Origin of the sequence: Serratia rubidaea, from assembly GCF_016026735.1 — a bacterium.
Taxonomy (GTDB): Bacteria; Pseudomonadota; Gammaproteobacteria; order Enterobacterales; family Enterobacteriaceae; genus Serratia_B; species Serratia_B rubidaea.
On record NZ_CP065640.1, the window covers coordinates 1026943 to 1051593 of the forward strand.

22 protein-coding genes are annotated in these 24651 nt (G+C 62.0%); 6 read left to right on the forward strand and 16 right to left on the reverse strand.

What is annotated here, in order from left to right:
- Position 1 precedes the first annotated feature (1 nt).
- Together I6G83_RS04745 and I6G83_RS04750 are read right to left on the reverse strand one after the other, a co-directional pair.
- Positions 2-1195, reverse strand: coding sequence for an amino acid aminotransferase (locus I6G83_RS04745; protein WP_015962076.1), 1194 nt, complete (start codon positions 1193-1195; stop codon positions 2-4).
- Positions 1196-1369: 174 nt separating this feature from the next.
- On the reverse strand, positions 1370-1837 hold the full coding sequence (locus I6G83_RS04750; RefSeq protein WP_015962077.1) for an Lrp/AsnC family transcriptional regulator: 468 nt from the start codon (positions 1835-1837) through the stop codon (positions 1370-1372).
- Positions 1838-2051: 214 nt separating this feature from the next.
- Here I6G83_RS04750 and I6G83_RS04755 point away from each other — a divergent pair, with 214 nt between their 5' ends.
- Positions 2052-2819: a transporter substrate-binding domain-containing protein gene (locus tag I6G83_RS04755; RefSeq protein WP_054305360.1), complete on the forward strand. Its 768-nt coding sequence runs from the start codon at positions 2052-2054 to the stop codon at positions 2817-2819.
- A 31-nt stretch (positions 2820-2850) separates the two neighbouring features.
- On the opposite strand, the gene I6G83_RS04760 is transcribed toward I6G83_RS04755, so the two are convergent.
- A complete protein-coding gene (locus I6G83_RS04760; RefSeq protein WP_015962079.1) occupies positions 2851-4467 on the reverse strand; it encodes an FGGY-family carbohydrate kinase in 1617 nt (538 codons plus the stop codon).
- Between the two features lie 28 nt (positions 4468-4495).
- Positions 4496-5245: an SDR family oxidoreductase gene (locus I6G83_RS04765; RefSeq protein ID WP_015962080.1), complete on the reverse strand. Its 750-nt coding sequence runs from the start codon at positions 5243-5245 to the stop codon at positions 4496-4498.
- 246 nt (positions 5246-5491) lie between these two features.
- Here I6G83_RS04765 and I6G83_RS04770 point away from each other — a divergent pair, with 246 nt between their 5' ends.
- Complete coding sequence (locus I6G83_RS04770) at positions 5492-6496, forward strand: LacI family DNA-binding transcriptional regulator (protein ID WP_054305359.1); 1005 nt, start codon at positions 5492-5494, stop codon at positions 6494-6496.
- 45 nt (positions 6497-6541) lie between these two features.
- On the opposite strand, the gene alr is transcribed toward I6G83_RS04770, so the two are convergent.
- Both alr and dnaB read right to left on the reverse strand, forming a co-directional pair.
- A complete protein-coding gene (alr, locus tag I6G83_RS04775) occupies positions 6542-7621 on the reverse strand; it encodes an alanine racemase (protein WP_054305358.1) in 1080 nt (359 codons plus the stop codon).
- Between the two features lie 24 nt (positions 7622-7645).
- The gene (gene dnaB / locus I6G83_RS04780) at positions 7646-9061 is read right to left on the reverse strand and encodes a replicative DNA helicase (protein WP_015962083.1); all 1416 of its coding nucleotides are present in this window, start codon (positions 9059-9061) and stop codon (positions 7646-7648) included.
- A 237-nt stretch (positions 9062-9298) separates the two neighbouring features.
- Here dnaB and I6G83_RS04785 point away from each other — a divergent pair, with 237 nt between their 5' ends.
- Positions 9299-10285 (forward strand): quinone oxidoreductase, encoded by a 987-nt coding sequence (locus I6G83_RS04785; protein WP_054305357.1) that lies wholly within the window; start codon positions 9299-9301, stop codon positions 10283-10285.
- Between the two features lie 300 nt (positions 10286-10585).
- Here I6G83_RS04785 and pspG read toward each other — a convergent pair whose 3' ends face one another.
- On the reverse strand, positions 10586-10804 hold the full coding sequence (gene pspG, locus I6G83_RS04790; protein WP_015962085.1) for an envelope stress response protein PspG: 219 nt from the start codon (positions 10802-10804) through the stop codon (positions 10586-10588).
- A 162-nt stretch (positions 10805-10966) separates the two neighbouring features.
- On the reverse strand, positions 10967-11920 hold the full coding sequence (gene dusA / locus I6G83_RS04795; protein WP_051032640.1) for a tRNA dihydrouridine(20/20a) synthase DusA: 954 nt from the start codon (positions 11918-11920) through the stop codon (positions 10967-10969).
- 302 nt (positions 11921-12222) lie between these two features.
- Here dusA and zur point away from each other — a divergent pair, with 302 nt between their 5' ends.
- Positions 12223-12732: a zinc uptake transcriptional repressor Zur gene (gene zur, locus I6G83_RS04800; protein WP_054305356.1), complete on the forward strand. Its 510-nt coding sequence runs from the start codon at positions 12223-12225 to the stop codon at positions 12730-12732.
- Positions 12733-12755: 23 nt separating this feature from the next.
- On the opposite strand, the gene dinF is transcribed toward zur, so the two are convergent.
- The 3 genes from dinF to I6G83_RS04815 form a co-directional block, all read right to left on the reverse strand.
- On the reverse strand, positions 12756-14102 hold the full coding sequence (gene dinF / locus I6G83_RS04805; RefSeq protein ID WP_054305355.1) for an MATE family efflux transporter DinF: 1347 nt from the start codon (positions 14100-14102) through the stop codon (positions 12756-12758).
- A gap of 92 nt (positions 14103-14194) precedes the next feature.
- On the reverse strand, positions 14195-14803 hold the full coding sequence (lexA, locus tag I6G83_RS04810) for a transcriptional repressor LexA (protein WP_015962089.1): 609 nt from the start codon (positions 14801-14803) through the stop codon (positions 14195-14197).
- 108 nt (positions 14804-14911) lie between these two features.
- Positions 14912-15280 (reverse strand): diacylglycerol kinase, encoded by a 369-nt coding sequence (locus I6G83_RS04815; RefSeq protein ID WP_054305354.1) that lies wholly within the window; start codon positions 15278-15280, stop codon positions 14912-14914.
- Between the two features lie 128 nt (positions 15281-15408).
- Here I6G83_RS04815 and plsB point away from each other — a divergent pair, with 128 nt between their 5' ends.
- On the forward strand, positions 15409-17877 hold the full coding sequence (gene plsB / locus I6G83_RS04820) for a glycerol-3-phosphate 1-O-acyltransferase PlsB (protein ID WP_054305353.1): 2469 nt from the start codon (positions 15409-15411) through the stop codon (positions 17875-17877).
- 69 nt (positions 17878-17946) lie between these two features.
- Here plsB and ubiA read toward each other — a convergent pair whose 3' ends face one another.
- From ubiA to malK, 5 genes are all read right to left on the reverse strand, one after another.
- Positions 17947-18801 carry a 4-hydroxybenzoate octaprenyltransferase gene (gene ubiA, locus I6G83_RS04825; protein WP_174545410.1) on the reverse strand — a complete coding sequence of 285 codons (855 nt, stop codon included), beginning with the start codon at positions 18799-18801 and terminating at the stop codon, positions 17947-17949.
- Positions 18802-18827: 26 nt separating this feature from the next.
- Complete coding sequence (gene ubiC / locus I6G83_RS04830) at positions 18828-19352, reverse strand: chorismate lyase (RefSeq protein ID WP_054305351.1); 525 nt, start codon at positions 19350-19352, stop codon at positions 18828-18830.
- Positions 19353-19558: 206 nt separating this feature from the next.
- Positions 19559-20452: a maltose operon protein MalM gene (gene malM, locus I6G83_RS04835; RefSeq protein WP_054305350.1), complete on the reverse strand. Its 894-nt coding sequence runs from the start codon at positions 20450-20452 to the stop codon at positions 19559-19561.
- A gap of 99 nt (positions 20453-20551) precedes the next feature.
- Positions 20552-21844, reverse strand: a complete 1293-nt coding sequence (locus I6G83_RS04840) for a maltoporin (protein WP_015962095.1) — start codon at positions 21842-21844, stop codon at positions 20552-20554.
- Between the two features lie 69 nt (positions 21845-21913).
- Positions 21914-23023, reverse strand: coding sequence for a maltose/maltodextrin ABC transporter ATP-binding protein MalK (malK, locus tag I6G83_RS04845; protein ID WP_015962096.1), 1110 nt, complete (start codon positions 23021-23023; stop codon positions 21914-21916).
- A gap of 404 nt (positions 23024-23427) precedes the next feature.
- On the opposite strand from malK, the gene malE reads away from it, so the two are divergent.
- Entirely contained in the window at positions 23428-24624 is a 1197-nt protein-coding gene (malE, locus tag I6G83_RS04850; protein WP_015962097.1) for a maltose/maltodextrin ABC transporter substrate-binding protein MalE, read from the forward strand.
- The last annotated feature ends 27 nt before the right edge of the window (positions 24625-24651 follow it).

The window sequence follows — 24651 nt, forward strand, 5'->3', positions numbered from 1 at the left end:
CTTACTGCACGGCGGCGATCGCCTCCGCCACCTGATGCACATTGCGGTGGTTCAGGCCGGCGACGCACATGCGGCCGCTGTGGATCAGGTACACGCCGAACTCTTCACGCAGGCGGTCAACCTGCTGCGCGTTTAAGCCGGTGTAGCTGAACATGCCGCGCTGTTGCAGCAGGTAATCGAAATTACGCTGCGGCAGCGCGCTCTTCAGCGCATTCACCAGCGTCTGGCGCATCTCCAGAATGCGGGTGCGCATGCTCTCCACTTCATCCAGCCACTGCTGCTTCAGCTGCGCGTCGTTCAGCACCTTGGCCACCACCTGCGCGCCAAAGTTCGGCGGGCTGGAGTAGTTGCGGCGCACGGTCGCCTTCAGCTGGCCCAGCACGCGGCCGGCGGCTTCGCTGCTTTCACACACGACCGACAGCCCGCCCACGCGCTCGCCGTACAGCGAGAAGATTTTCGAGAACGAGTTGCTTACCAGGCACGGCAGCCCTGCGGCGGCAATGGCGCGAATGGCGTAGGCGTCCTGCTCCATGCCGGCGCCGAAGCCCTGATAGGCGATGTCGAGGAACGGGATCAGCTCGCGCTCGGCCAGCACCTTCACCACTTCATCCCACTGCGCCGGCGTCAGATCGGAGCCGGTCGGGTTATGACAGCACGGGTGCAGCAGCACGATGCTCTGCGCCGGCAGCGTTTTCAGCGTGCTCAGCATGGCGTCGAAGCGCACGCCCAGGCTTTCGCCGTCGAAGTACGGATAGGTGTTTACCTTGAAGCCCGCGCCGCTGAAGATCGCCACGTGGTTTTCCCAGGTAGGATCGCTGACCCACACCTGCGAATTCGGGAAGTAGTAATGCAGGAAGTCGGCTCCCACCTTCAGCGCGCCGGAGCCGCCGACGGTCTGCACCGTCGCAATGCGCTCCTGCTGCAGCATCGGGTGATCGGCGCCGAACAGCAGCTGCTGGATAGCGCTACGGTAAGGCTGCAGGCCTTCCATCGGCAGATACAGCGAGGCGCCGCGATCGGCGCTGCCCAGCTGCGCTTCTGCGGCGGCCACCGCCTGCAGCTGCGGGATAATCGCCTGCTCGTTATAGTACAGGCCGATGCTCAGGTTTACCTTATGCTCGCGCGGATCCTGTTTGAACTTCTCCATCAGCGACAGTATCGGGTCGCCGGCATAGGCATCAACGTTCTGGAACACGGTGTTGTTCTCCTTGCTTTAGTTATTTTTAAGGTACAGAGACCGGCGCGCCGACAGCATACGCACACGCCAATGAACCTAATATAGACGCTATCCGCGGGGAAATATCCACCACAAATAATAGGGTTATTCTGCCGGACCGCCGCGGCGAAAAGTTATCAACCACAGGGCGGCTTAACGCGCCACCGGCAGCAGGCCGTTCTCTTTGATGCGGTTCAGCACCACCGCGGTCTTAACGTGCGCCACGCTGTGGTGGGTCAGCAGCGTCTGGCTGATAAACTCGCTCAGCGCGGCCAGATCGGCGACCGCCACCTTCAGCAGATAGTCGGCGTCGCCGGTGGTTTTATAGGCGTCGAGCACCGCTTCCGTATGCTCCAGCATGTAATGAAAACTGTCCACCTGTTCCGGCCCGTGGTTGGTCAGGCTGACTTCAATCAGCCCGACCATCCCCAGCCCTACCGCCTCGGGGGCCAGCCGCGCGTGATAGCCGCGGATCAGCTGCGCCTGCTCCAGGCTGATGCGCCGCCGGGAGCACTGCGACGCGGACAGTCCCACCAGCTCGCTCAGCTCCTGATTGGTCAGTCGGCCGTTGGCTTGTAGCAGCGTCAGGATTTTCATATCAAAATCGTCAATGTTGTACATAGCCACCTGTAAACTGTGTTAAGAAATATTGACGTTCAGACTATCAGTTTTTTTCGCGTTGTTATCGTTCCGCGTCAGAGAATGCGCGTTGCGTAGCAGCAAATCAGACTGACGCCGTTTCACGGCGACATAAAAAACGGATAATTTTCGCAAACCAGCCACAACCCGCGGCTAACCGACGCATAAAACCACGAATGTATAAGAAGGGAAAATGATGAAAAAATTAGCGCCTCTCGTTTTACTGGCCGTTGCCGGCGGCGCCAGCGCCCAGTCGCACCTGGATAAGGTCACCCAGCAAAAGAAGCTAGAAGTGTGCACCACCGGTGACTACAAGCCCTACACCTTTCTGCCGGAAAAAGGCGACTACGAAGGCATCGATATCGAGATGGCCCAGTCGCTGGCCAAAAGCCTCGGCGCCGAGGTTAAGTGGGTGAAAACCAGTTGGAAAACGCTGATGCAGGACTTTAACGCCGGCAAGTGCGATATCGCGATGGGCGGTATCTCCGTGACGCTGGAACGCCAAAAACAGGCGTTCTTCGCGGAAAAACTGGATACCGACGGCAAAATCCCGCTGGTGCGCTGCAGCGACGTGAAGAAATACCGCACCATCGCCCAGATCAACAAGCCGTCGGTGCGGGTGATCGAACCGGCCGGCGGCACCAACGAGGCCTTTGCCCGCGCGCACCTGCCGAAAGCGAAGCTGACGCTGTCGCACGACAATATGGGGATCTTCCAACAGCTGGTCGATCGCAAGGCCGACGTGATGATCACCGACGCCTCTGAAGCGCTGTATCAGCAAAAGCGCTACCCGAAGCTGTGCGCCGTCAACCCGAAAAAACCCATGCAGTACGGCGAGAAGGCTTATATGCTGCCGCGCGACGACCTAAGCTGGAAGCTGTACGTCGACCAGTGGCTGCACCTGACCAAGGCCAGCGGCGAGTATCAGCAGATTATCGATAAGTGGCTGGCGGTGAAGAAGTAACGTCCCCACCGCCCCGACGCCGGACGGCGCGTTAATAGCGCTCTTCGCGGATATTTTTCGCCGTCTGCTGCAGCAGTTGGAACGCCTGATAGCGGCGGCGATGCAGTGAGGTGTAGGCCGCGTTGGGCGAATATTCACACTCGCGGGCGGTCATCGCCTGCATGGCGTCGGTCACCGATGCCCGCTGGCCGCCGGCAACCGCGGCCAGGATGGCGGAACCGAGCAGCACCGGCTCTTCCGATTTGGTCGCCAGCACCGAGCAGCCGCAGGCGTCGGCGATCAGCTGGCGCACCAGCGGATGCTGGCCGGCGCCGCCGCTGATGACGATATCGCGCGTCTCAATGCCGTTGTCACGCTGCGCGTCGATAATCTGCCGCAGCCCGTAGCCCAGGCTGCACACGCCGGCGATATACAGCGCCACCAGGCTGTCCAGATCGCGATCCATATCCAGGCCGTAGATCAGCGCGCGGGCGTAAGGATCCGCCAGCGGCGCGCGGTTGCCGGCAAACTCCGGCACCACATGCATCTCGCGGGCGCACTGCACCGCGTCGGACAGCGCATCGAACTTGTTCATTGCCAAATCCGCCAGATACACCGGCAGCGGCAGCCCCTCTTCCTCGGCCTGCACCTTCAGCTGCGCCGACGCCGGATGCAGCTCCAGCAGGCGGTCGATCGCCGCGCCCGCCGCGCTCTGGCCACCTTCGCTCAGCCAGAACCCCGGCACCATCGCCGCATAGTACGGCCCCCAGACGCCCGGCACAAAGGCCGGCTTACGGGTGGAGGTCATGGTGCAGGAGGAGGTGCCGAACACGTAGGCCAGCTTCTCTTCCGGTGAGCCGTCGACCCCCAGCGTGCCGATGCCGCCGGCGTGCGCGTCGATCATACCGGCCGCCACCGGCGTATGCTCCGGCAGCCCCATATCTTCGGCGGCCTGGGCCGACAGCCCCTGCCCGCACGGCGTTCCCGGCTCGACGATGCGCTGGCCGATGCGGCTGAACGACTCCGTCGCCAGCTCGGGCAGGCCGACGGTGTGGAAATAGTCGGCGTCCCAGCGGTTTTCATGGGCCAGGTAGTTCCACTTGCAGGTGACCGTACACTGGGAACGCGCCAGATCGCCGGTGGAACGCCAGGTCAGGTAGTCCGTCAGATCGAAGAACTGCTGCGCCTGGGTGAAGGTTTCCGGGTGATGCTGCTTCAGCCACAGCAGCTTGGGGACCTCCATTTCCGGCGAGATGCGCCCGCCGACATACTTCAGCACCGGATGCGCCGTGGCGTTGATGGCGTCCGCCTGCTGCGCGGCGCGGTGATCCATCCAGACGATAATATTGCGCTCCGCCTCGCCGCCCGGGCTGACCGGCAGCGGCGCGCCGTTCTCGCCGACCACCACCAGCGAACAGGTGGCGTCGAAGCCGATGCCCGCCACCGCGGCAGGCTCAATGCCGGACTGGGTGACGGCGCGTCTGACGCAGTGGCACACCGCGCGCCAGATATCATTACCGGACTGTTCGACCCGGTGGCCGCTGGCGTGGAAGGTGGCAATATTCTTTTTGGCGGAGGCGAGCAGATTCCCGTCTGCATCAAACACTCCCGCCCGTGCGCTGGCGGAACCGACGTCAACGCCGATCAGGTATCTGGCTGTACTGCTCATATCGGGTTACCTTTCGCTAAATAGTGGCTCAGAGATCGACGCTGTTCGGCAGAATGACCAGATCGCGCACCGTGACGTTCGGCGAGCGCGTCACCATAAACAGCACCGATTCGGCGACTTCAATCGGCTGCATCAGGCTGCCGTTCGCCAGCGCCTCTTCCATTTTCTCTTTTGGCCAGTCGTCCAGCAGCGAGGTCACCACCGGGCCGGGCAGCACCGCGCCGACGCGTACGCCGTGCTGCGCCACCTGCCGACGGGTGGAGTGGACAAACGCCTGCACGGCGAATTTAGAAGCAGTATAGATGGGTTCCCACACCACCGGCACCACGCCGGCGATAGAGCTGGTGAAAATGATGTCGCCGGACTTCTGCGCAATCAGGTGCGGCAGCACCGCGCGCACGCTGCGAAACGCTGCGCTGGTGTTGAGCTTCAGCACCCGCTCCCACACGTCAGGATCGCCCTCTTCCACCGCGCCGCCGATGTAGGCGCCGGCGTTGGCGTGGAAAATATCCAGCCGTCCCGCCAGTTGCAGGATCTGCGTCAGAATGCCGTCCACCTGCGCGCCGTCCATCAGGTCAACCTGCAGCGGCAGCGCGTGCTCACCCAGCTCGCCGACCACCTCGCGCAGTTTGTCCGCGTCGCGGTCGATCAGCACCACTTTGGCGCCGGCCTGCAGCATGATTTTGGCGCACTCCAGCCCGATACCGGATGCGGCGCCCGTGACGGCGGCGACTTTGCCCGCCAGGGAAGTATTCATAGAGAAGACAGAAGCGTTCATCTTATAATCCTTATACCGTTATCAAGTCGCAGAGCGCGCGGCAGCAGCGCGCAGGGCGTGTTTAACACAATGAAAATATTGAGATTCAGCCGTGATACGCGAGTTCGTCGCCCGGCTGCGCCGCCGCAATGCCGCCGCGGTGCGCCGTTTGGCGCAGGGTGCGCAACACGTTGCTCAATCGATGAAGCTTAATTATCATCACTCGCGACAATCAGCAAAAGAAATGTGATTAGAGGATTGGGATCTGTGACCGAGATCGGCAAAAACAAGAAAACCACCATCTACGATCTGGCGGCGCTCAGCGGCGTATCCGCCAGCGCGGTCAGCGCGATCCTGAACGGCAGCTGGAAAAAGCGCCGCATCAGCGCCAGCCTGGCGGAAAAGGTGACGCGGATTGCCGAAGAGCAGGGCTACGCGGTCAACCGGCAGGCCAGCCTGCTGCGCAGCGCGCGCTCCAAAACCATCGGCATGATCGTGCCGAAGTACGATAACCGCTATTTCGGCTCGATCGTCGAGAAATTCGAGGAGATGGCGCGCGAACGCGGCCTGTTCCCGGTAATTACCTGCACCCGGCGCGATCCGGCGCTGGAAGCGGAGGCCGCCAAAACCATGCTCTCCTGGCAGGTCGACTGCATGATCGTCACCGGCGCCACCGATCCCGACAAAATCGCCGAGATCTGCGCCAATGCGGGCGTGCCGGCGCTGAATCTGGACCTGCCCGGCAGCCGCGCGCCGTCGGTGATTTCCGCCAACTTTGACGGCGCCCGCGCCCTGACCCGCCAGCTGTTGCACAACAACCCGGCGAACGCCCCGCTGCTGTTTATCGGCGGCCGCGGCAGCGATCACAATACCCGGGAGCGCCTGCGGGGCTTTCTGGCCGCGCATCAGGAAGCCGGCCTGACGGTGCCGGAAACGCATATTTTGCTGTGCGGCTATCGGGCGGAAAAGGCAGAAGCGGCGCTGGCGGACTATTTTCACCGCAGCGGCGACGCGCAGAGCGGTTTTTTCGTCAACTCCACCATTTCGCTGGAAGGCGTAGTCCGCTTTCTCAGCGGCCAGGGCATGCTGCGCGGGGAGCCGCGGCGGGCGATCGGCTGTTTTGACTGGGATCCGTTCGTCGCCATGCTGGGGGACGAGATCATGATGGTGAAACAGGACGTCGGCGCGATGATGACGGAGGTGTTCCGCCAGGTGGAGAGCGGCATCAGCGGCACCGCACTGACGGAGATCCCGGTGCAGCTGATGGCGTGAGCAGCTTCCCGCTCAGGCGGTCTGAGCGGGACGGTCGCGTGCGGCTCAGTCGCCGATATACTCCATCGCCACGCGCTGGGTCAGCTTGGTGATCAGCTCATAGGCGCTGATGCCGGTTGCGGCGGCGACGCGTTCCACCGGCAGTTCGGCGCCCCACAGTATCGCCTCGTCGCCCACTTTATCCCCGGCGTTCGGCCCCAGATCGACGGAGATCATATCCATCGACACCCGGCCGACGATCGGCACTTCACGGCCGTTCAGCCAGATCGGCGTGCCGCTCGGCGCGCTGCGCGGGTAGCCGTCGCCGTACCCCATCGCCACCACCCCCAGGCGGGTATCGCGCTCGCTGACCCAGCTGCCGCCGTAGCCGACCGGCTCGCCGGCCCGGTGCTCGCGCACCGCAATCAGGCTGGATTTCAGCGTCATCGCCGGCCGCAGATCGAACGCGCTGGCGTCGCGGGTTTCCAGCGGCGAGACGCCGTACAGGATAATCCCCGGCCGCACCCATTCGTTATGCGCATCCGGCCACAGCAGCGTGCCGCCGGAGGCGGCGATGGAGCGCTGCCCCGGTTTGCCGCGGGCAAACTGTTCGAAACAGGTGATCTGCCGCAGCGTCGCGTCGGACTCCGGCTCATCCGCCCGGCTGAAATGGCTGATAATATTTACCGGCTGCGCCACGTTGCGGCAGGCACACAGGCGCTGGTAAAACGCTTCCGCCTGCTCCGGGCGCACGCCCAGACGGTGCATGCCGGTATCGAGCTTCATCCACACCGTCACCGGGTGCGGCAAAGTCGCCTGCTCCAGCGCTTCAAGCTGTTCGATGCTGTGTACCGCGGTTTCGAGATGATTTGCCGCCAGAACCGGCAAATCATCCGCGCAGAAGAAGCCTTCCAGCAGCAGGATCGGTTTAACGATGCCGCCGGAGCGCAGCATCAGCGCCTCGCCGATGCGCGCGACGCCGTAGCCATCGGCGTCTTGCAGGGTGTGGGCCGTTTCCAGCAGGCCATGTCCATAAGCGTTTGCTTTGACAACCGCAATCAGGCGGCTGTTCGGCGCCTGACGGCGTACCTGTTGCAGGTTGTGTCGCAGAGCGCGGCGGTCGATGACAGCGGTTGCCGCTTTCATTTCAGTTCCTTGGCTGAGTATTAATTATTCGTCGTCGTATTGCGGGCCGGCGTAGTTGTCAAAGCGCGACCACTGGCCGTTAAAGGTCAGGCGTACCGTACCGATCGGGCCGTTACGCTGTTTACCAATAATAATTTCGGCGATCCCTTTCAGATCGCTGTTCTCGTGGTACACCTCATCACGGTAGATAAACATGATAAGGTCGGCATCCTGCTCGATGGAGCCGGATTCACGCAGGTCGGAGTTGACCGGGCGTTTGTCGGCGCGCTGCTCCAGGGAGCGGTTCAGCTGCGACAGCGCCACCACCGGCACCTGCAGTTCCTTCGCCAGCGCCTTCAGCGAGCGCGAGATTTCGGCGATTTCCAGCGTTCGGTTGTCCGACAGCGACGGCACGCGCATCAGCTGCAGGTAGTCGATCATGATCAGGCTCAGGCCGTCGTTTTCACGGAAAATACGGCGGGCGCGCGAGCGCACCTCGGTCGGCGTCAGGCCGGAGGAGTCGTCGATATACATATTGCGCTTCTCCAGCAGGATGCCCATGGTGCTGGAAATGCGCGCCCAGTCCTCATCGTCCAGCTGGCCGGTACGGATGCGGGTCTGGTCGACGCGCGACAGCGAGGCCAGCATACGCATCATGATCTGCTCGCCGGGCATCTCCAGGCTGAAGATCAGCACCGGTTTGTCCTGCAGCATCGCGGCGTTTTCACACAGGTTCATCGCAAAGGTGGTTTTACCCATCGACGGACGCGCCGCCACGATGATCAGATCCGATCGCTGCAGGCCGGCGGTTTTCTTGTTCAGATCCTGATAGCCGGTGTCCACCCCGGTGACGCCGTCGTGCGGCGTCTGGTACAGCGATTCGATACGGGATACGGTGGCTTCCAGGATCTGATCGACGCTTTTCGGTCCTTCATCCTTATTGGCGCGGTTTTCCGCAATCTGGAACACCCGCGATTCCGCCAGATCGAGCAGGTCTTCGCTGGTGCGCCCCTGCGGATCGTAACCGGCGTCGGCGATCTCATTGGCCACCGCGATCATCTCGCGCACCACCGCGCGTTCGCGCACGATATCGGCATAGGCGCCGATGTTGGCGGCGCTCGGCGTATTCTTCGCCAGCTCGGCCAGATAGGCGAAGCCGCCGACGGAATCCAGCTCATCCCGCTGTTCCAGCGATTCGGACAGGGTGATCAGGTCAATCGGCTTGCTCATTTCCAGCAGGCGCTGCATCTCGGTAAAGATCAGGCGGTGCGGACGGCTGAAGAAGTCGTTGGCGACCACGCGTTCCGCCACGTTGTCCCAGCGCTCGTTATCCAGCATTAAACCGCCCAACACGGACTGTTCCGCCTCCAGCGAATGCGGCGGCATCTTCAGCCCTTCCATTTGGCGATCGCGCGGTGCCTGCGCCTCGTTAGATTTGTTGGTGGGTTTCTTTCCTGCCATAGTGGGGACGCATTACCTGTTATGAAGTGACAACGCGGCAGTATATACCCTAAATAATTCCAGTTACAGGCGGGCGGCAAGGGAAGAAATCCCGATGGGCTGACTCAGGCCGGTGATTCGGCTGACTGAGCGCAGCCAACGCCGCTGTAACCTGAAGTATGACGGCTATACATTAATGACCCATAACGATGTCCTAACATTAGGATCTAACGGCGACAGTGCACACGAGGAGGAGCTATGGCCAAGCGCATTCAGTTTTCCGCCACCGGTGGAGCGGAAGTTTTACAATTCGTTGATTTTACCCCGCGCGATCCGGCCGCCGGCGAGGTACAGATTGAAAACCGGGCCATCGGCATCAACTACATCGATACCTATGTGCGCAGCGGTTTATACGCGCCGCCGTCGCTGCCGAGCGGGCTGGGCACCGAAGCGGCGGGCGTGGTGAGCAAAGTAGGCGCCGGCGTCAGCGCGCTGAAGCCGGGCGACCGCGTGGTGTATGCGCAGGCGCCGCTGGGCGCCTACAGCGAAGTGCATAACGTGCCGGAAGAAAAAGTGGCGCTGCTGCCGTCCAACATCAGTTTCGAACAGGGCGCGGCCTCCTTCCTCAAGGGGCTGACCGTCCACTATCTGCTGCGGCAGACCTATAACCTGCAGCCGGGGGAAACCTTCCTGTTCCACGCCGCCGCCGGCGGCGTCGGGCTGATTGCCTGCCAATGGGCGAAGGCGCTGGGCGCCAGACTGATCGGCAGCGTCGGCTCGGCGGAAAAAGCGGCGCTGGCGCAGCAGGCCGGCGCCTGGGCGACCATCAACTATCAGCAGGAAGACATTGCCGAGCGCGTGGCGGCGCTGACCGACGGCGAGAAGGTCAGCGTGGTGTATGATTCGGTCGGCAAGAGCACCTGGCAGGCTTCGCTTAACTGCCTGAAGCGCCGCGGCCTGATGGTCAGCTTCGGCAACGCCTCCGGGCCGGTAACCGGCGTCGATTTGGCGCTGCTGAATCAGAAAGGTTCGCTGTATGTCACCCGCCCTTCCCTCAACGGCTACATCACCAACCGCGCCGAGCTGGAATACGCCAGCAACGAGCTGTTTGCGCTGATTGGCAGCGGCGCCATCAAGGTGGAAGTGAACGACGAACAAAAATTTGCGCTGGCTGACGCGCAGCGCGCGCACCAGCGGTTGGAAAGCCGCCAGACCAGCGGCTCCAGCCTGCTGATCCCCGGCTGATAACAGAAAAGGGCTCCTGACGGAGCCCTTTCTGATACTGCGTTTTGTAGGGTAGAGCAGAGTCCGCCCGGGACAGAGGTTGCTGATGCAACACGATTATTATTAAGGCTGCCCCGTACGGTGATGAAATTGTCAGCATCACTTCACTGCTACGGCGCACATCCTAACAGCCGCCAAACGCAAAAAGAACGTTAAACGCACCGCTACGGCGTTTTATCGCTCAAGGTGTGATCTCTGCCGCATTCACTCTCTTGTTTGTTACGACATTTTCATCATGACTGACTGATTAATCAGCAAAAATCAATAGCGCCGTATCTGCGGTTTTTGCAGCGAGCGATATATCCATACGCCGACCACCGCCAGAATCAGCCACGGCAACAGCTTAATCACCATCGCAAACAGGCCGCCCAGCAGCATAAAGGCGGCGGCGACAAACAGCGCGGCCAGCACGCCAAGCAGCGACACGCCGGTGACCAGCAACATCAGCACAAAGCCGATAAAAAAGAAAATTTCTAACATGATAAGGAAGCTCCTCGGTAAAACAGGCATCTGCCAGCGTTATTACAAGAAGCGTGCCAACCTTGGCGGTGTCGGCAACCCGTTGAAATACAATGAAAGCTGCACCGCAGGGCGCGGCACAGCTGGCGAGAATAGCTAACAGTTAGCGTAAAAAGCGGCGAATTACGCCACTTCGCTGCGCGGCTGGCGCACCAGGCTCAGCGCCTGCTCCACCACGCGCACGTCGGCGCCCGCCTTGTGGGCGTTTTCACTCAGATGGCGTCGCCACTGGCGCGCCCCCGGGATCCCCTGGAACAGGCCCAGAATATGGCGGGTGATATGGCCCAGGTAGGTGCCGTTCGCCAGTTCGCGTTCGATGTACGGATACAGCGCCTCGACCACCTCCACGCTGTTGCGCACCGCCGCCTGCGAACCAAACAGCTCGCGGTCCACCTGCGCCAGAATCCCCGGGTTCTGGTAGGCTTCACGCCCCATCATCACGCCGTCGACGTGCTGCAGGTGCTGCTGCGCCTCGGCCAGGGATTTGACGCCGCCGTTAATGGCGATGGTCAGCGCCGGGAAATCGCGCTTGAGCTGGTAGACGCGCGGATAGTCCAGCGGCGGTACTTCGCGGTTCTCTTTCGGGCTCAGGCCGGAGAGCCAGGCTTTGCGCGCGTGGATGATAAACATCTCGCACTCGCCGCGGCCGGAAACGGTGTCGATAAAGTCGCACAGGAAGGCGTAGCTGTCCTGGTCATCGATGCCGATACGGGTTTTTACCGTGACCGGAATCGACACCGCGTCGCGCATCGCCTTGATGCAGTCCGCCACCAGCGCGGCCTGTCCCATCAGGCAGGCGCCGAACATGCCGTTCTGCACCCGGTCGGACGGGCAGCCGACGTTCAGATTGATCTCATCGTAGCCGCGCTGCTCCGCCAGTTTGGCGCAGTGCGCCAGCGCCGCCGGATCGCTGCCGCCCAACTGCAGCGCCAGCGGGTGTTCCTGTTCGCTGTACGCCAGATAGTCCCCTTTGCCGTGAATGATCGCGCCGGTGGTGACCATTTCGGTATACAGCAGCGTCTCTTTGCTCAGCAGGCGGTGGAAATAACGGCAATGACGATCGGTCCAGTCGAGCATCGGCGCGATGGAAAAGCGGCTGGCGTTAAACGGCCGTTCAGCGCCGTTTGAGCCGGCATGCGGAGTGTGTTCTGGTTTTAACGAATCGGTCATTGCGGTATCTATTCAGCATCAGGCGGACAAAAAAGTAATCGCTGATTATAACGTAAACCGCCGCCGAGGCGAAACCACCGCGCCGCCCGGCATTATCCCGCTGAAAAACGGCCATTTTTGTGGCCGAAGCGACAAGAAAAACCACCGGCTATCGGTGATTTGCCGCAGACATGGTAAAATCGCATTTTTAACGTACCGGGATATTCGCCATGAACCCAACCAACCAGGAAAAGCTGCTCGCGCAGGCAGAACGACTCTGCCAGCAACGCAATGTGCGCCTGACGCCGCAACGGCTGGAAGTGTTACGCCTGATGGCGCAACAGCCCGGTGCGATCAGCGCTTACGATCTGCTCGACCTGCTGCGCGTCGTGGAACCGCAGGCCAAACCGCCGACGGTCTATCGCGCGCTGGATTTTCTGCTGGAACAGGGCTTTATCCACCGCGTGGAGTCGGCCAACAGCTACGTGCTGTGCCACCACTTCGAGGAGCCGATGCATACCTCGGCGCTGTTTATCTGCGACCGCTGCGGCCAGGTCACCGAGCGCCCGACGGAAGGCGTGGAAGAGACGCTGCAGAAGCTGGCGCAGGAATCCGGCTTTGCGCTGCGCCACAGCGTGGTGGAAGCGCACGGCCTGTGCGCCGGCTGCGTGGAGGTGGAAGCCTGCGACAGCCAGCATGACTGCGACCACGACCACAGCATCGTGGTGAAAAAGAAGTAACCCGCCCCGCGGCTTAACGCGCGTTAAGCCGCCTTTCCCTGCGCAAACCAGGTGCCGTTGACCCGGTGCCGGTGCCAGATCCAGCCGAGCGATACGCCGCGCAGCCCCAGAAATACGCACAGCGCCAGCCACAGCCCGTGGTTACCCAGCAGCGGTAAACTCAGCAGCGTCAGGCCGTAGCCCGCCGCCGCCACCGCCATGCTGTTACGCATCTCGGCGCCGCGCGTCGCGCCGATAAACATGCCGTCCAGCAGGTAGCACCAGACGCCAACCAGCGGCAGCACCACCTGCCACGGCAGATAGCCGGCCGCCAGCGCGCGCAGCTCCGGCAGGGAGGTCAGCATATTGACGATCTGCTGCCCCGCACAGGCGTACACCAGCGCAAAGCCCAGCGCCACCAGACAGGACTGACGACAGGCGGCGCGCCACACCAGACGCAGCTGGCTGTCGTCGCGCGCGCCGTAGGCATGGCCGGAGTGCGCCTCAACCGCATAGGCGAAGCCGTCCAACGCGTAGGCGGTAAAGGTCAGCAGGTTCATCAGCACCGCGTTGACCGCCACCACCTCGCTGCCCAGCCGGGCGGCGAAAATGGTCAGCGAAGCGAAGCACAGCTGCAACAGCAGAGAGCGCAGCATGATATCGCGGTTGAGCGCCAGCAAGCGGCGTACGTTGCCGCGCCAGGCGTGGCGCAGCATCGGCGGTGAAATACCGCGCATGCGCATCACGCGCCAGCTAAGCCACAGCCCGAGCAGCAGGGTGGCATATTCCGACAGCGCGGTGGCCGTAGCCGCGCCCTGCACGTTCCAGCCCAGCCCCATCACCAGCCACAGATCCAGCACGATATTCAGCAGGTTGCCGACAATCAGCAGGATCACCGGCGCGCGCACGTACTGCACGCCCAGCAGCCAGCCCAGCAGCACCATGTTCGCCAGCGCCGCCGGCGCGCTGAGCCAGCGGATTTCCAGAAACGCCCGCGCCTGCGTCAGCACCTCGCCGTCGCCGCCGACGATCTGCAGCGCGAGGTCGATCAGCGGATGGCGCAGCAGCACAATCGCCAGCCCGGCCAGCAGCGCCAGCAGCAGCGGCTGCATAAAGGCGCGCGCCAGCGCCTGCGGGTTCTGCGCCCCCAGCGCCTGCGCCGTCAGCCCGGTGGTGCTCATACGCAGGAACAGCAGCAGCATAAACAGGAAGCTGGTGACCATCGCCCCCACCGCCACGCCGCCCAGATAGACCGGGCTGTCGAGGTGGCCGATCACCGCGGTATCCACCAGCCCCAGCAGCGGCACGGTAATGTTGGAGAAGATCATCGGCAGCGCCAAACGCCACAGGGCTTTATCCGTGTCGCTGGTCAAGGAGGCAAGCAGGCGCATAGTCATATGTTCCCGTAGCTGAAAAGAGGAGTCAGATAAGAAATAACATCGCCCCGGACGTGGCCGGGGCGATTAAACGCGGGGGATGCGGTTTAGATCCAGTCACCGTTGCGGATAACGCCGACGGCCAGCCCTTCAATGGTGAAGTTCTGCTCGCGCAGGTCAACCTTGATCGGCGTGAACTCGCTGTTTTCCGGCAGCAGCTCAACCATATTGCCGTTGCGCTTCAAACGCTTCACCGTCACTTCGTCTTCGATGCGCGCCACCACCACCTGGCCGTTGCGCACGTCCTGCGTTTTATGCACCGCCAGCAGGTCGCCGTCCAGAATGCCGATATCGCGCATCGACATGCCGTTGACCCGCAGCAGGAAATCCGCATTTGGTTTAAACAGCGACGGATCCACCTTGTAGTGCCCTTCGATATGCTGCTGCGCCAGCAGCGGTTCACCGGCGGCGACCCGGCCGATCAGCGGCAGGCCGTCTTCGTCTTCCATCAGCAGGCGGATGCCGCGCGAAGCGCCGGAGACGATTTCGATCACGCCCTTGCGGGCCAGCGCCTTCAGGTGTTCTTCGGCGGCGTTCGGCGAGCGGAACCCCAGACGCAATGCGATCTCGGCGCGCGTTGGCGGCATGCCGGTTTGCGAGATATGCTCGCGAATCAGATCGTAGACCTCTTGCTGTCTGGTAGTTAGTGCTTTCATTCCGCCCCCTGTTTGTTTATACAGTCTTGCTGTGAGTATATACAGGTGAACGCGGATTGGGAACCGGAGAATGAATAAAAATCAGGGATTAGCGCGCCGCTGCGCAAATCAGGCGAAATGCCGCCACAGCAGCGTTACCCAGACCAGCAGCGCCAGGATAATGCTCAGCGACACCGCCGCCGACCCCATATCCTTGGCGCGGCCGGACAGCTCGTGGAAGTCGGTGCCGACGCGGTCGACAATCGCCTCGATGGCGCTGTTGAGCACCTCGACAATCAGCACCAGCAGCACCGAGCCAATCAGTAAAATACGCGCCACGGCGTCGACGTCCAGCCACAGCGCCACAATGACGGCGACCGCCGCCGCCACCGCTTCCTGGCGGAACGCCGCCTCATTGCGCCACGCCGCCGTTAATCCTTTATATGAATAACCCGCCGCTTTGATGATGCGGGTCAAGCCGGTCGTCTGATTTGCCATTTTGCTGTGTGCCTTTTACAAGAGGTAAGTCATAATTTTAACGGTTCGGGGGTCTTTAACACCACAGATCTGTCACCCGCTTTCTGGTATGCTTGCGGCGCATTGCTAACAAGAGGCTTCACATAGTTATGTCAGGTTGGCGTAAAATTTATTATAAATTATTGAATCTACCACTTAAACTGCTGGTAAGAAGCAAAGCTATCCCCGCAGATCCGGTCACGGAGCTGGGGCTCGATCCCTCACGACCGATTTTGTACGTTTTACCTTACCATTCCAAGGCGGACTTGCTGACGCTGCGCACCCAGTGCCTGGCGCAGGATCTGCCCGACCCGCTCGACCCGCTGGAGATCGACGGTGCGGTATTGCCAAGCTACGTGTTTATTCACGACGGCCCGCGCGTCTTCCGCTATTACACGCCGAAGGAAGAGTCGGTAAAACTGTTCCACGACTATCTGGACCTGCACCGCAATAACCCGGGGCTGGATATCCAGATGCTGCCGGCGTCGGTGATGTTCGGCCGCTCTCCGGGGCGCGAAGGCCAGGGCACCCCGCATCTGCGCCTGCTGAACGGCGTGCAGAAATTCTTCGCCATTTTGTGGCTGGGACGCGACAGCTTCGTGCGCTTCTCCAACACCGTGTCGCTGCGCAAGATGGCGACCGAGCACGGCACCGATAAAATTATCGCGCAGAAGCTGGCGCGCGTCGCGCGCATGCACTTCTCACGCCAGCGTCTGGCGGCGGTAGGCCCGAGCCTGCCGGCGCGGCAGGATCTGTTCAATAAGCTGCTGGCCTCCAAGGCGATTGAAAAAGCGGTGGAAGACGAAGCGCGCAGCAAGAAGATCTCCCACGAGAAGGCGCAGCAGAACGCCATCGCGCTGATGGAAGAGATCGCCGCCGACTTCTCCTACGAAACCGTCCGCCTGTCGGACCGCGTGCTGAGCTGGACCTGGAACCGGCTGTATCAGGGCATCAACGTCACCAACGCCGAGCGCGTGCGTCAGCTGGCGCAGGACGGCCACGAAATCGTCTACGTGCCCTGCCACCGCAGCCATATGGACTATCTGCTGCTGTCCTACGTGCTGTATCACCAGGGCCTGGTGCCGCCGCATATCGCCGCCGGCATCAACCTGAACTTCTGGCCGGCCGGGCCGATTTTCCGCCGGCTGGGGGCGTTCTTTATCCGCCGCACCTTCAAGGGCAACAAGCTCTACTCCACGGTGTTCCGCGAATACCTCGGCGAGCTGTTTACCCGCGGCTACTCGGTGGAGTACTTCGTCGAAGGCGGCCGTTCGCGCACCGGGCGTCTGCTGGAGCCGAAAACCGGCACCCTGTCGATGACCATTCAGGCAATGCTGCGCGGCGGCACCCGGCCGATCACCCTGGTGCCGATCTACATCGGCTACGAGCACGTGATGGAAGTGGGCACCTACGCCAAAGAGCTGCGCGGCGCGACCAAAGAGAAAGAGAGCCTGCTGCAGATGATGCGCGGCCTGCGCAAGCTGCGCAATCTGGGCCAGGGCTATGTCAACTTCGGCGAACCGCTGCCGCTGACCGCCTACCTGAACCAGCACGTGCCGCAGTGGCGCGAGTCCATCGACCCGATCGAAGCGCAGCGCCCGAGCTGGCTGACGCCGACGGTGAACGATCTGGCCGGCAAGATCATGGTGCGCATCAACAACGCCGCCGCCGCCAACGCCATGAACCTGTGTTCAACCGCGCTGCTGGCCTCGCGCCAGCGTTCGCTGACCCGCGAGCAGCTGATCGAGCAGCTGGACTGCTACCTGCAGCTGATGCGCAACGCGCCGTACGCCGACGACGTGACGGTGCCGGACCATACGCCGGGCGAGCTGCTGGACCACGCGCTCAATATGGATAAGTTCGAGGTGGAGCAGGACAATATCGGCGATATCATCATTCTGCCGCGCGAGCAGGCGGTGCTGATGACCTATTACCGTAATAACATTCACCACCTGCTGGTGCTGCCGTCGCTGATCGCCAGCATTGTGATGCATCACCGCCACGTCTCACGCGCCGAGCTGCTGCGCCAGATCGGCCTGATTTATCCGATGCTGAAGGCCGAGCTGTTCCTGCACTACGACAAGGAACAGCTGCCGGAGGTGCTACAAACGCTGACCGACGAAATGGCGCGTCAGGCGCTGATTTGCGTCGACGGCGACGAGCTGTCGCTCAACGCCGGGCGCATCCGTCCGCTGCAGCTGCTGGCTGCCGGCGTGCGCGAAACCCTGCAGCGCTACGCCATCACCATGTCGCTCCTCAGCGCCAACCCGAGCATCAACCGCGGCGCGCTGGAAAAAGAGAGCCGGATTATGGCCCAGCGCCTGTCGGTGCTGCACGGCATCAACGCGCCGGAGTTCTTCGACAAGGCGGTGTTCTCCACTCTGGTGGCGACGCTGCGTGAAGAGGGCTATATCAACGATATCGGCGATGCGATCCGCGAGCACACCATGGAGGTTTACACCATGCTGAGCGACCTGATCACCCCGGAGATCAAGCTGACGATTGAAAGCGTCAGCACGCCGGCGGAGCCTGAAGCGCTGCCGGCCAAGGCGGAAGCAGACGGCAACAGCGCCGGATAACCCGCCCGCCATAACGAAAAAGGCACCCATCAATCGGGTGCCTTTTTTATGCGCGTTGCCGCCGCCTCATCAGATAAAGCTCAGCGCCACGCCGATAAACACCACCAGCCCCACGTAGTTGTTGTGCAGGAAGGCGCGGAAACAGGCGTCGCGGTCGCGCCCGGCGATCTGCTGTTGCTGATGAATAAACAGCGCCCCCGCCAGCAGCAGCGACCAATAAAACGCCCCGCCCAGCTGCGACAGATAGCCAATCCATAACAGCAGCAGCAGCGTGGCGAACTGCAGCAGGCCGACAATCAGCTTGTCGAAGCGGCCGAACAGCACCGCGGTGGACTTCACGCCGATCTTCAGATCGTCGTCACGGTCCACCATCGCGTACAGCGTGTCGTACGCCACCGTCCAGCAGATGTTCGCCAGCAGCAGCAGCCAGCAGCTCAGCGGCAGCGACTCGCTCACCGCGGCATAGGCCATCGGGATGCCCCAGCCGAAGGCCGCGCCCAGCACCAGCTGCGGCAGATTCGTCACCCGCTTCATAAACGGATAGATCCACGCCAGCGCCAGCCCGGCCAGCGACAGGGCGATGGTCATGGTATTAAGCGTCAGCACCAGCGCAAAAGAGAGCAGCACCAGCACCACAAACACCACCTTCGCCTCTTTCTCCGTGACCCGGCCGCTGGGCAGCGGACGGTTGGCGGTGCGTTTCACATGGCCGTCGAAGGCGCGATCGGCAAAGTCATTCACCACGCAGCCCGCTGCGCGCATCAAAAAGACGCCCAGCACAAACACCAGCAAAATAGGGAACGACGGCACGCCTTCGCCCGCCAGCCACAGCGCCCACAGCGTCGGCCACAGCAGCAGCAGCGTGCCGATGGGTTTATCAATGCGCATCAGGTGGCAATAGGCCCGCCACTTACTTTGGCTCATACTTCCTTCCAAGTTTGCTTTCCCCCTCAGGCCGGTGCGCTGCCGTCCGCCTGATACAGCGGCGCAGCGGGTAAAAACAGTTCGGTCAGCAGCAGCGGTTTGCCCGCCAGGCGCAGGCGGGAACGGCGCGCCCACTGCTGCTCCTGTCTGCCGACCACGATATAGTCGCGGGTCAGCGCATCGCTGCTGAACAGGTAACGCCCCAGCGGCACGGTGCCCAGATCCACCAGCGCCTGATCGGGGCCGGTCAGGGTTTCCAGCGGGATCACCGTTCTGCCGAGCAGCCAGGGCTGGTCGTCCCCCAACAGCACAATCTCGCGCAGCCAGTAACGCTGGCTCTCCGGCAGGTGATCCGCCTCTTCGCCCAGCTCCTCGCGGCTGACAAAGCCCTCGCGCTGCGGTTCAACCCGCACGCGGCGGCAGTGCTGCTCGAAGCGCCGGGTCATCGATCCCAGCTCCATCAGCCAGTCGTTGATCGCGGCGGGTACGGGAGGATGTTGCTCGGTGAGCCATTCCAGCGGGGGCAAAATGGATTCGCTATTGCCTGGCATTGTTCTACTCCAACGGTCGGCAACATACGTCAACAACGTACATCATCGACACTACAAACGGTTAACAGGCGGCCATTGTAACGCAGAAAATTAAAAGCGGCAGAATGATTCGTGGTATCCCGCCGGCGGGAGAACGCGCCGCCGCCAAACGAAAAAAGGTGCGCCGCAGCGCACCAATCATCGAGCCAGCATCGGCAGCGTGGGGATTACCCCTTGCCTTTCACACTGCTGATAAAGGTGTTACGCGCAGTGGTGGAACCCAATTTTTCCGCTTCATTCATCAGTTTCAGCGCTTTATCGATATCTCCCGCCTTCACCGCCTGTCTGATGCCGTTATTGAAGTAACTTTCGGTGTCGTTCAGCATCGGCTCCGCCGGCGCTGACGGCGCCACGCTGGCCGGCTGCGGCTGAGCCCCGACCGTAACCGGCGGCGTGCTCGGCGCGCTCGGCAGCATGCCGATCATGATATTGCCGCTGCCCTGCTCGGCGCTGACCTTCAGCTTCAGCTGGCCGCCGGCGGTATGGCGGGCGACAGGATCGGGAATATCCGGCACCGCGTTGCCGACGCCGCGCGCATAGGCCTTCGCCGGATTGGTCAGCTGCGTGGTTTTACTCAAGTCCTGCCGCGTGGTGTACACCAGCAGATAGATCTGTTTTTGCCCCAGCGCCGGCGTCAGCTTCATGGTGCCCTCCAGCCGGTCCGCCGACATTACGCCCGGCGGCTGGTACGGAAAATAGCTGCTGGGGTAGTAGGCTGCCGGACGCCGCTGCTCGTCCAGCACCAGCACGCTCGGCGCATACAGCGTATTATCCCGGGCGATGCTGCTCAGGGTAATCTCCAGCGAGCCGCGATCGGCCGGCAGCGTATACGCCGCCACCGCGCCCTGGATATCGCCCTGGTGAATCTGCGGGCTGGCCTCATTCAGCGTCACCTGCTGCGTCGCAGGCGGCACCAGCGGCTGCCAGGGCAGATTTTGCAGCGTGGCGGCGCTCACCGCCGGCGCGACGGCGACATCGGCGGGCGTAGCCGCTTTGGCAATCGGCGACAGGCTGACGGCCAGCGCGGCGGACAGATAAAATGACAACAGCGTTTTGTTCATTGTTATATCCCCATACTTTCCGGCGCTCGGCAGGCAAGCGCCGCGCCGCCGGTAATCAGAGAGGGGAAGAGGCGGCCGCCCCTTCCCCGCGTACGCTCATTACCACCAGATTTCCATCTGCGCGCCGAAGGTGACTTCATCGTCGTTGCCGCGGCTGAAGGTGTGCGCGCTGCTGTCGCGGTAGGCGGTGCCGGAGGTGTAAGCCGCGCCGGAATCGTCAGTGGCGTAGCCCCATTTCTCATCCCACTTGGCATAGGTGGCGAACAGGCGGATCGCCGGACGCGACCAGATGCTGTCGCCCGCCTGCCACTGCTGCGCCAGGGTAATCTTGTACTGACTGTTGCGGTCGCCGGTGCGCTGGGATTTCACGTTGTCGTAGCCCGCTTCCAGCAGGGTGCTCATGATCGGCGTCCATTTGTACATCGGCCGCACCCCCACGGTGTACCAGGTGCTGCCGTTATCGTTATCGCGGTCGACGTCCTGATACATCGCCACATACATCAGCGCCCATTTATCGTTAAAGTCGATGGCGCCGTGATCCAGCACGCGGAACATATTGCCGTTGTTGTTAACCGAAGAGCCTTCGTTGCGGCCGTTATTCTGCGAGCTCATGGCGTCGGATGCGTACTGCACGACAAACTTGTTGTAGCCGTTCAGGATGCTCTGGGTATGCTCGGCGGTGAACATCCAGCCGTCCTTCGACGCGCCGTCCGCCAGGTGGTAGCCGTCCTGCACGTTGGCGCGGCCGTAGTCCACCCCTAACTCCAGCGTACCGCCGGGGTTGGTTTCCAGCCCGGCCAGCCGCACGTCGAATACGTCGTTAACCGTCGGACGCTCATCCCACTCGTTATACAGATAGCCGTAAGAGCCGCCGGATTCGCCGTTGCGGGTCACCGCCATCGACAGTTTGCCGAAGCCCAGATCGACGTTTTCCAGACCGGCGCCCGGGCCGGAGATATCCCAGTAGTAGAAGTCGATCATATGGACGTCGTGACGCTGATAGAAGCGCTTACCGGCCCACAGGGTGGAGCCGGGCAGCCATTCAATCAGGTTTTTACCCTGCACGTTCACTTCACGAAAGCCCGGCGTGGTGTCTTCCCAGTCGCTGCGCTGCGACACCGAATAGGCCAGGTTGGTATCGAAGTAGAAGCTTTTATCGCCGTCTTTCCACACTTCCTGCCCCAGCTTCAGCTCGGCATAGGTTTCACATTCGTTGCCGAGGCGGTATTTACTGCCGGCGCCGGTGGCCTGGAAGCATTGCTGCTCCCCGCCGCTGCCGCTCCAGCCGATGCCGGAACGGGCGTAGCCTTTAAAATCGACCGCCATTGCCTGCGTGGTCAGCACGCCGGCGGCGACAGCCAACGCCAGAGGAAGTTTGCGCAGAGTAGTCATCATTATTCTCCTGTTATACAGACCGGCGCCCGCACGACCACGCGCGGGACAGGCCGGGGGCGTGGCGCTTTAAACGCCCGGCTCGCGATAGCGGCGCTGGCAGGCGGTTCCGTCCTCACGGAACAGGTGGCAGCGCTGTAGCGGCAAGCCGATGGCGAATGTGGCGCCTTCTTCTACCAGCACCACGTCGTTCTGGCGGTAAACCAGGTTCTGACGAATTGCCGGGATTTGGATATGAATCTGCGTTTCGTGGCCGAGCTGCTCCACCACCTGCACCTCGCCGCTGAGCTGCACGTCGCTCTCGCCGCTCGGCAGCAGGTGTTCCGGCCGAATGCCGAGCGACATATTGGCGCCGACCTCCACCCGCTCGCCGTCCACCGGCAGCCAGACCCACTGCCGGTTAGGCAGCTCAACCTGCACCTGCTGCGGCTCTACCGCGGTGACTTTCACCGGCAGGAAGTTCATCTTCGGCGAGCCGATAAAGCCGGCGACGAAGCGGTTGGCCGGATAGTGGTACAGCTCCAGCGGCCTGCCGACCTGCGCCACGCGCCCGGCGTCCAGCACCACGATTTTGTCCGCCAGCGTCATCGCCTCGACCTGATCGTGAGTGACGTAAATCATGGTGCGCCGCAGGCGCTTGTGCAGGCGGGAGATCTCAATGCGCATCTGCACCCGCAGCGCGGCGTCGAGGTTGGACAGCGGCTCATCGAGCAGGAAAACCTCCGGCTCCGCCACCAGCGTGCGGCCGATCGCCACCCGCTGCCGCTGGCCGCCGGACAGCGCCTTCGGCCGCCGATCCAGCAAATGCGCCAGCTGCAGCACTTCCGCAACCTGGTTGACCCGCTGGCCGATCTGCCCCTTGTTCGCGCCGGCCAGCTTCAGGCCGAACGACATGTTGTCCGCCACCGACAGGTGCGGATACAGCGCATAAGACTGAAACACCATGCCGATGCCGCGCTCCGACGGCGGCACCTCGTTCATCCGCCGCTCGCCGATCAGCAGATCGCCGGAGGTGATGTCCTCCAGCCCGGCAATCATGCGCAGCAGCGTCGATTTGCCGCAGCCCGACGGCCCGACAAACACCACAAATTCGCCGTCGTCGATGGTCAGATTGACGTCCCTGGAGATCACGGCCTCGCCAAAGGCCTTATAAACGCTGCGCAGTGTGACGCTAGCCATGCGTAACTCCCCTGCTTTCGCAGTTACTGTGCCGGGTAAAAATGACGAAGCGCGCTCCGTCCCCCCGCGCCGTGCGGGATGTTCCCGGCTAATCAAAGTCATGCAGCGATGGTGGGCGAATCACCGCCGCGGGTAATCATCCGCAACCGGATTTTTCATGGGGGAGGAGGCGGGAGGATGAGGAAAGCAGCGCGGGGAGGAGCCGCGGCGCGGGTCAGACAAATCTGTGATCTATTTGGCAAAAACGGCCGGCATTTTTTGTGTCTGAGGCCACAGAATGGAACGTAGTGTTAACTGGATCACATAACTCAGCCGTGGGGCGTAGAGCGCAGGAGGATGAGCGGCACGCCGGTTGTGGCCCACTATTTGCCAACTTACCGCAGTGCCTACAGAAGGATTGGACTATGACTCGTACTATGACTACCGCCGCCCGCACGCTGGTGCTGTCGGCGCTGACGACGTTGGCGCTTTCATCCTCGGCGTTCGCCAAAATCGAAGAAGGCAAACTGGTCATCTGGATCAACGGCGATAAAGGCTATAACGGCCTGGCCGAGGTCGGCAAAAAATTTGAGCAGGACACCGGCATCAAGGTGACCGTCGAACACCCTGACAAGCTGGAAGAAAAATACCCGCAGGTGGCGGCAACCGGCGACGGCCCGGACATTATCTTCTGGGCGCACGACCGCTTCGGCGGCTATGCGCAGTCCGGCCTGCTGGCGGAGATCCACCCTTCCAAAGCGCTGCAGGACAAGATCTTCCCATTCACCTGGGATGCGGTGCGCTACGACGGCAAACTGATCGGCTACCCGATCGCCGTGGAAGCACTGTCGCTGATTTATAACAAAGACCTGATCAAACAGCCGCCGAAAACCTGGGAAGAGATCCCGGCGCTGGATAAGCAGCTGCGCGCCAAAGGCAAGAGCGCCATCATGTGGAACCTGCAGGAGCCCTACTTCACCTGGCCGGTGATTGCCGCCGACGGCGGCTATGCCTTTAAGCAGCTTAACGGCAAATATGATCTGAAAGACGTCGGCGTCGATAACGCCGGGTCGCGGGCCGGCCTGCAGTTTATCGTCGATCTGGTGAAGAACAAGCACATCAACGCCGACACCGATTACTCGATCGCCGAAGCCGCCTTTAACAAGGGGCAGACCGCGATGACCATCAACGGTCCGTGGGCCTGGAGCAACATTGACCAGAGCAAAATCAACTATGGCGTCGCCGTGCTGCCGACCTTCAAAGGCAAGCCGTCGAAGGCGTTCGTCGGCGTGCTGACCGCCGGCATCAACGCCGCCAGCCCGAATAAAGAGCTGGCGACCGAGTTCCTGGAAAACTATCTGCTGACCGACCAGGGGCTGGCGGACGTCAACAAAGACAAACCGCTGGGCGCGGTGGCGCTGAAGTCCTTCCAGCAGCAGCTGGCGCAGGATGAAAAAATCGCCGCCACCATGCAGAACTCGCAGAACGGCGAAATCATGCCGAATATTCCGCAGATGAGCGCCTTCTGGTATGCGATGCGCAGCGCCGTGCTCAACACCATCAGCGGCCGCCAGACGGTGGACGCCGCGCTGAAAGACGCCCAGACCCGCATCAATAAATAAGCCCGGCCTCCCTCTCCCGCGCGGGAG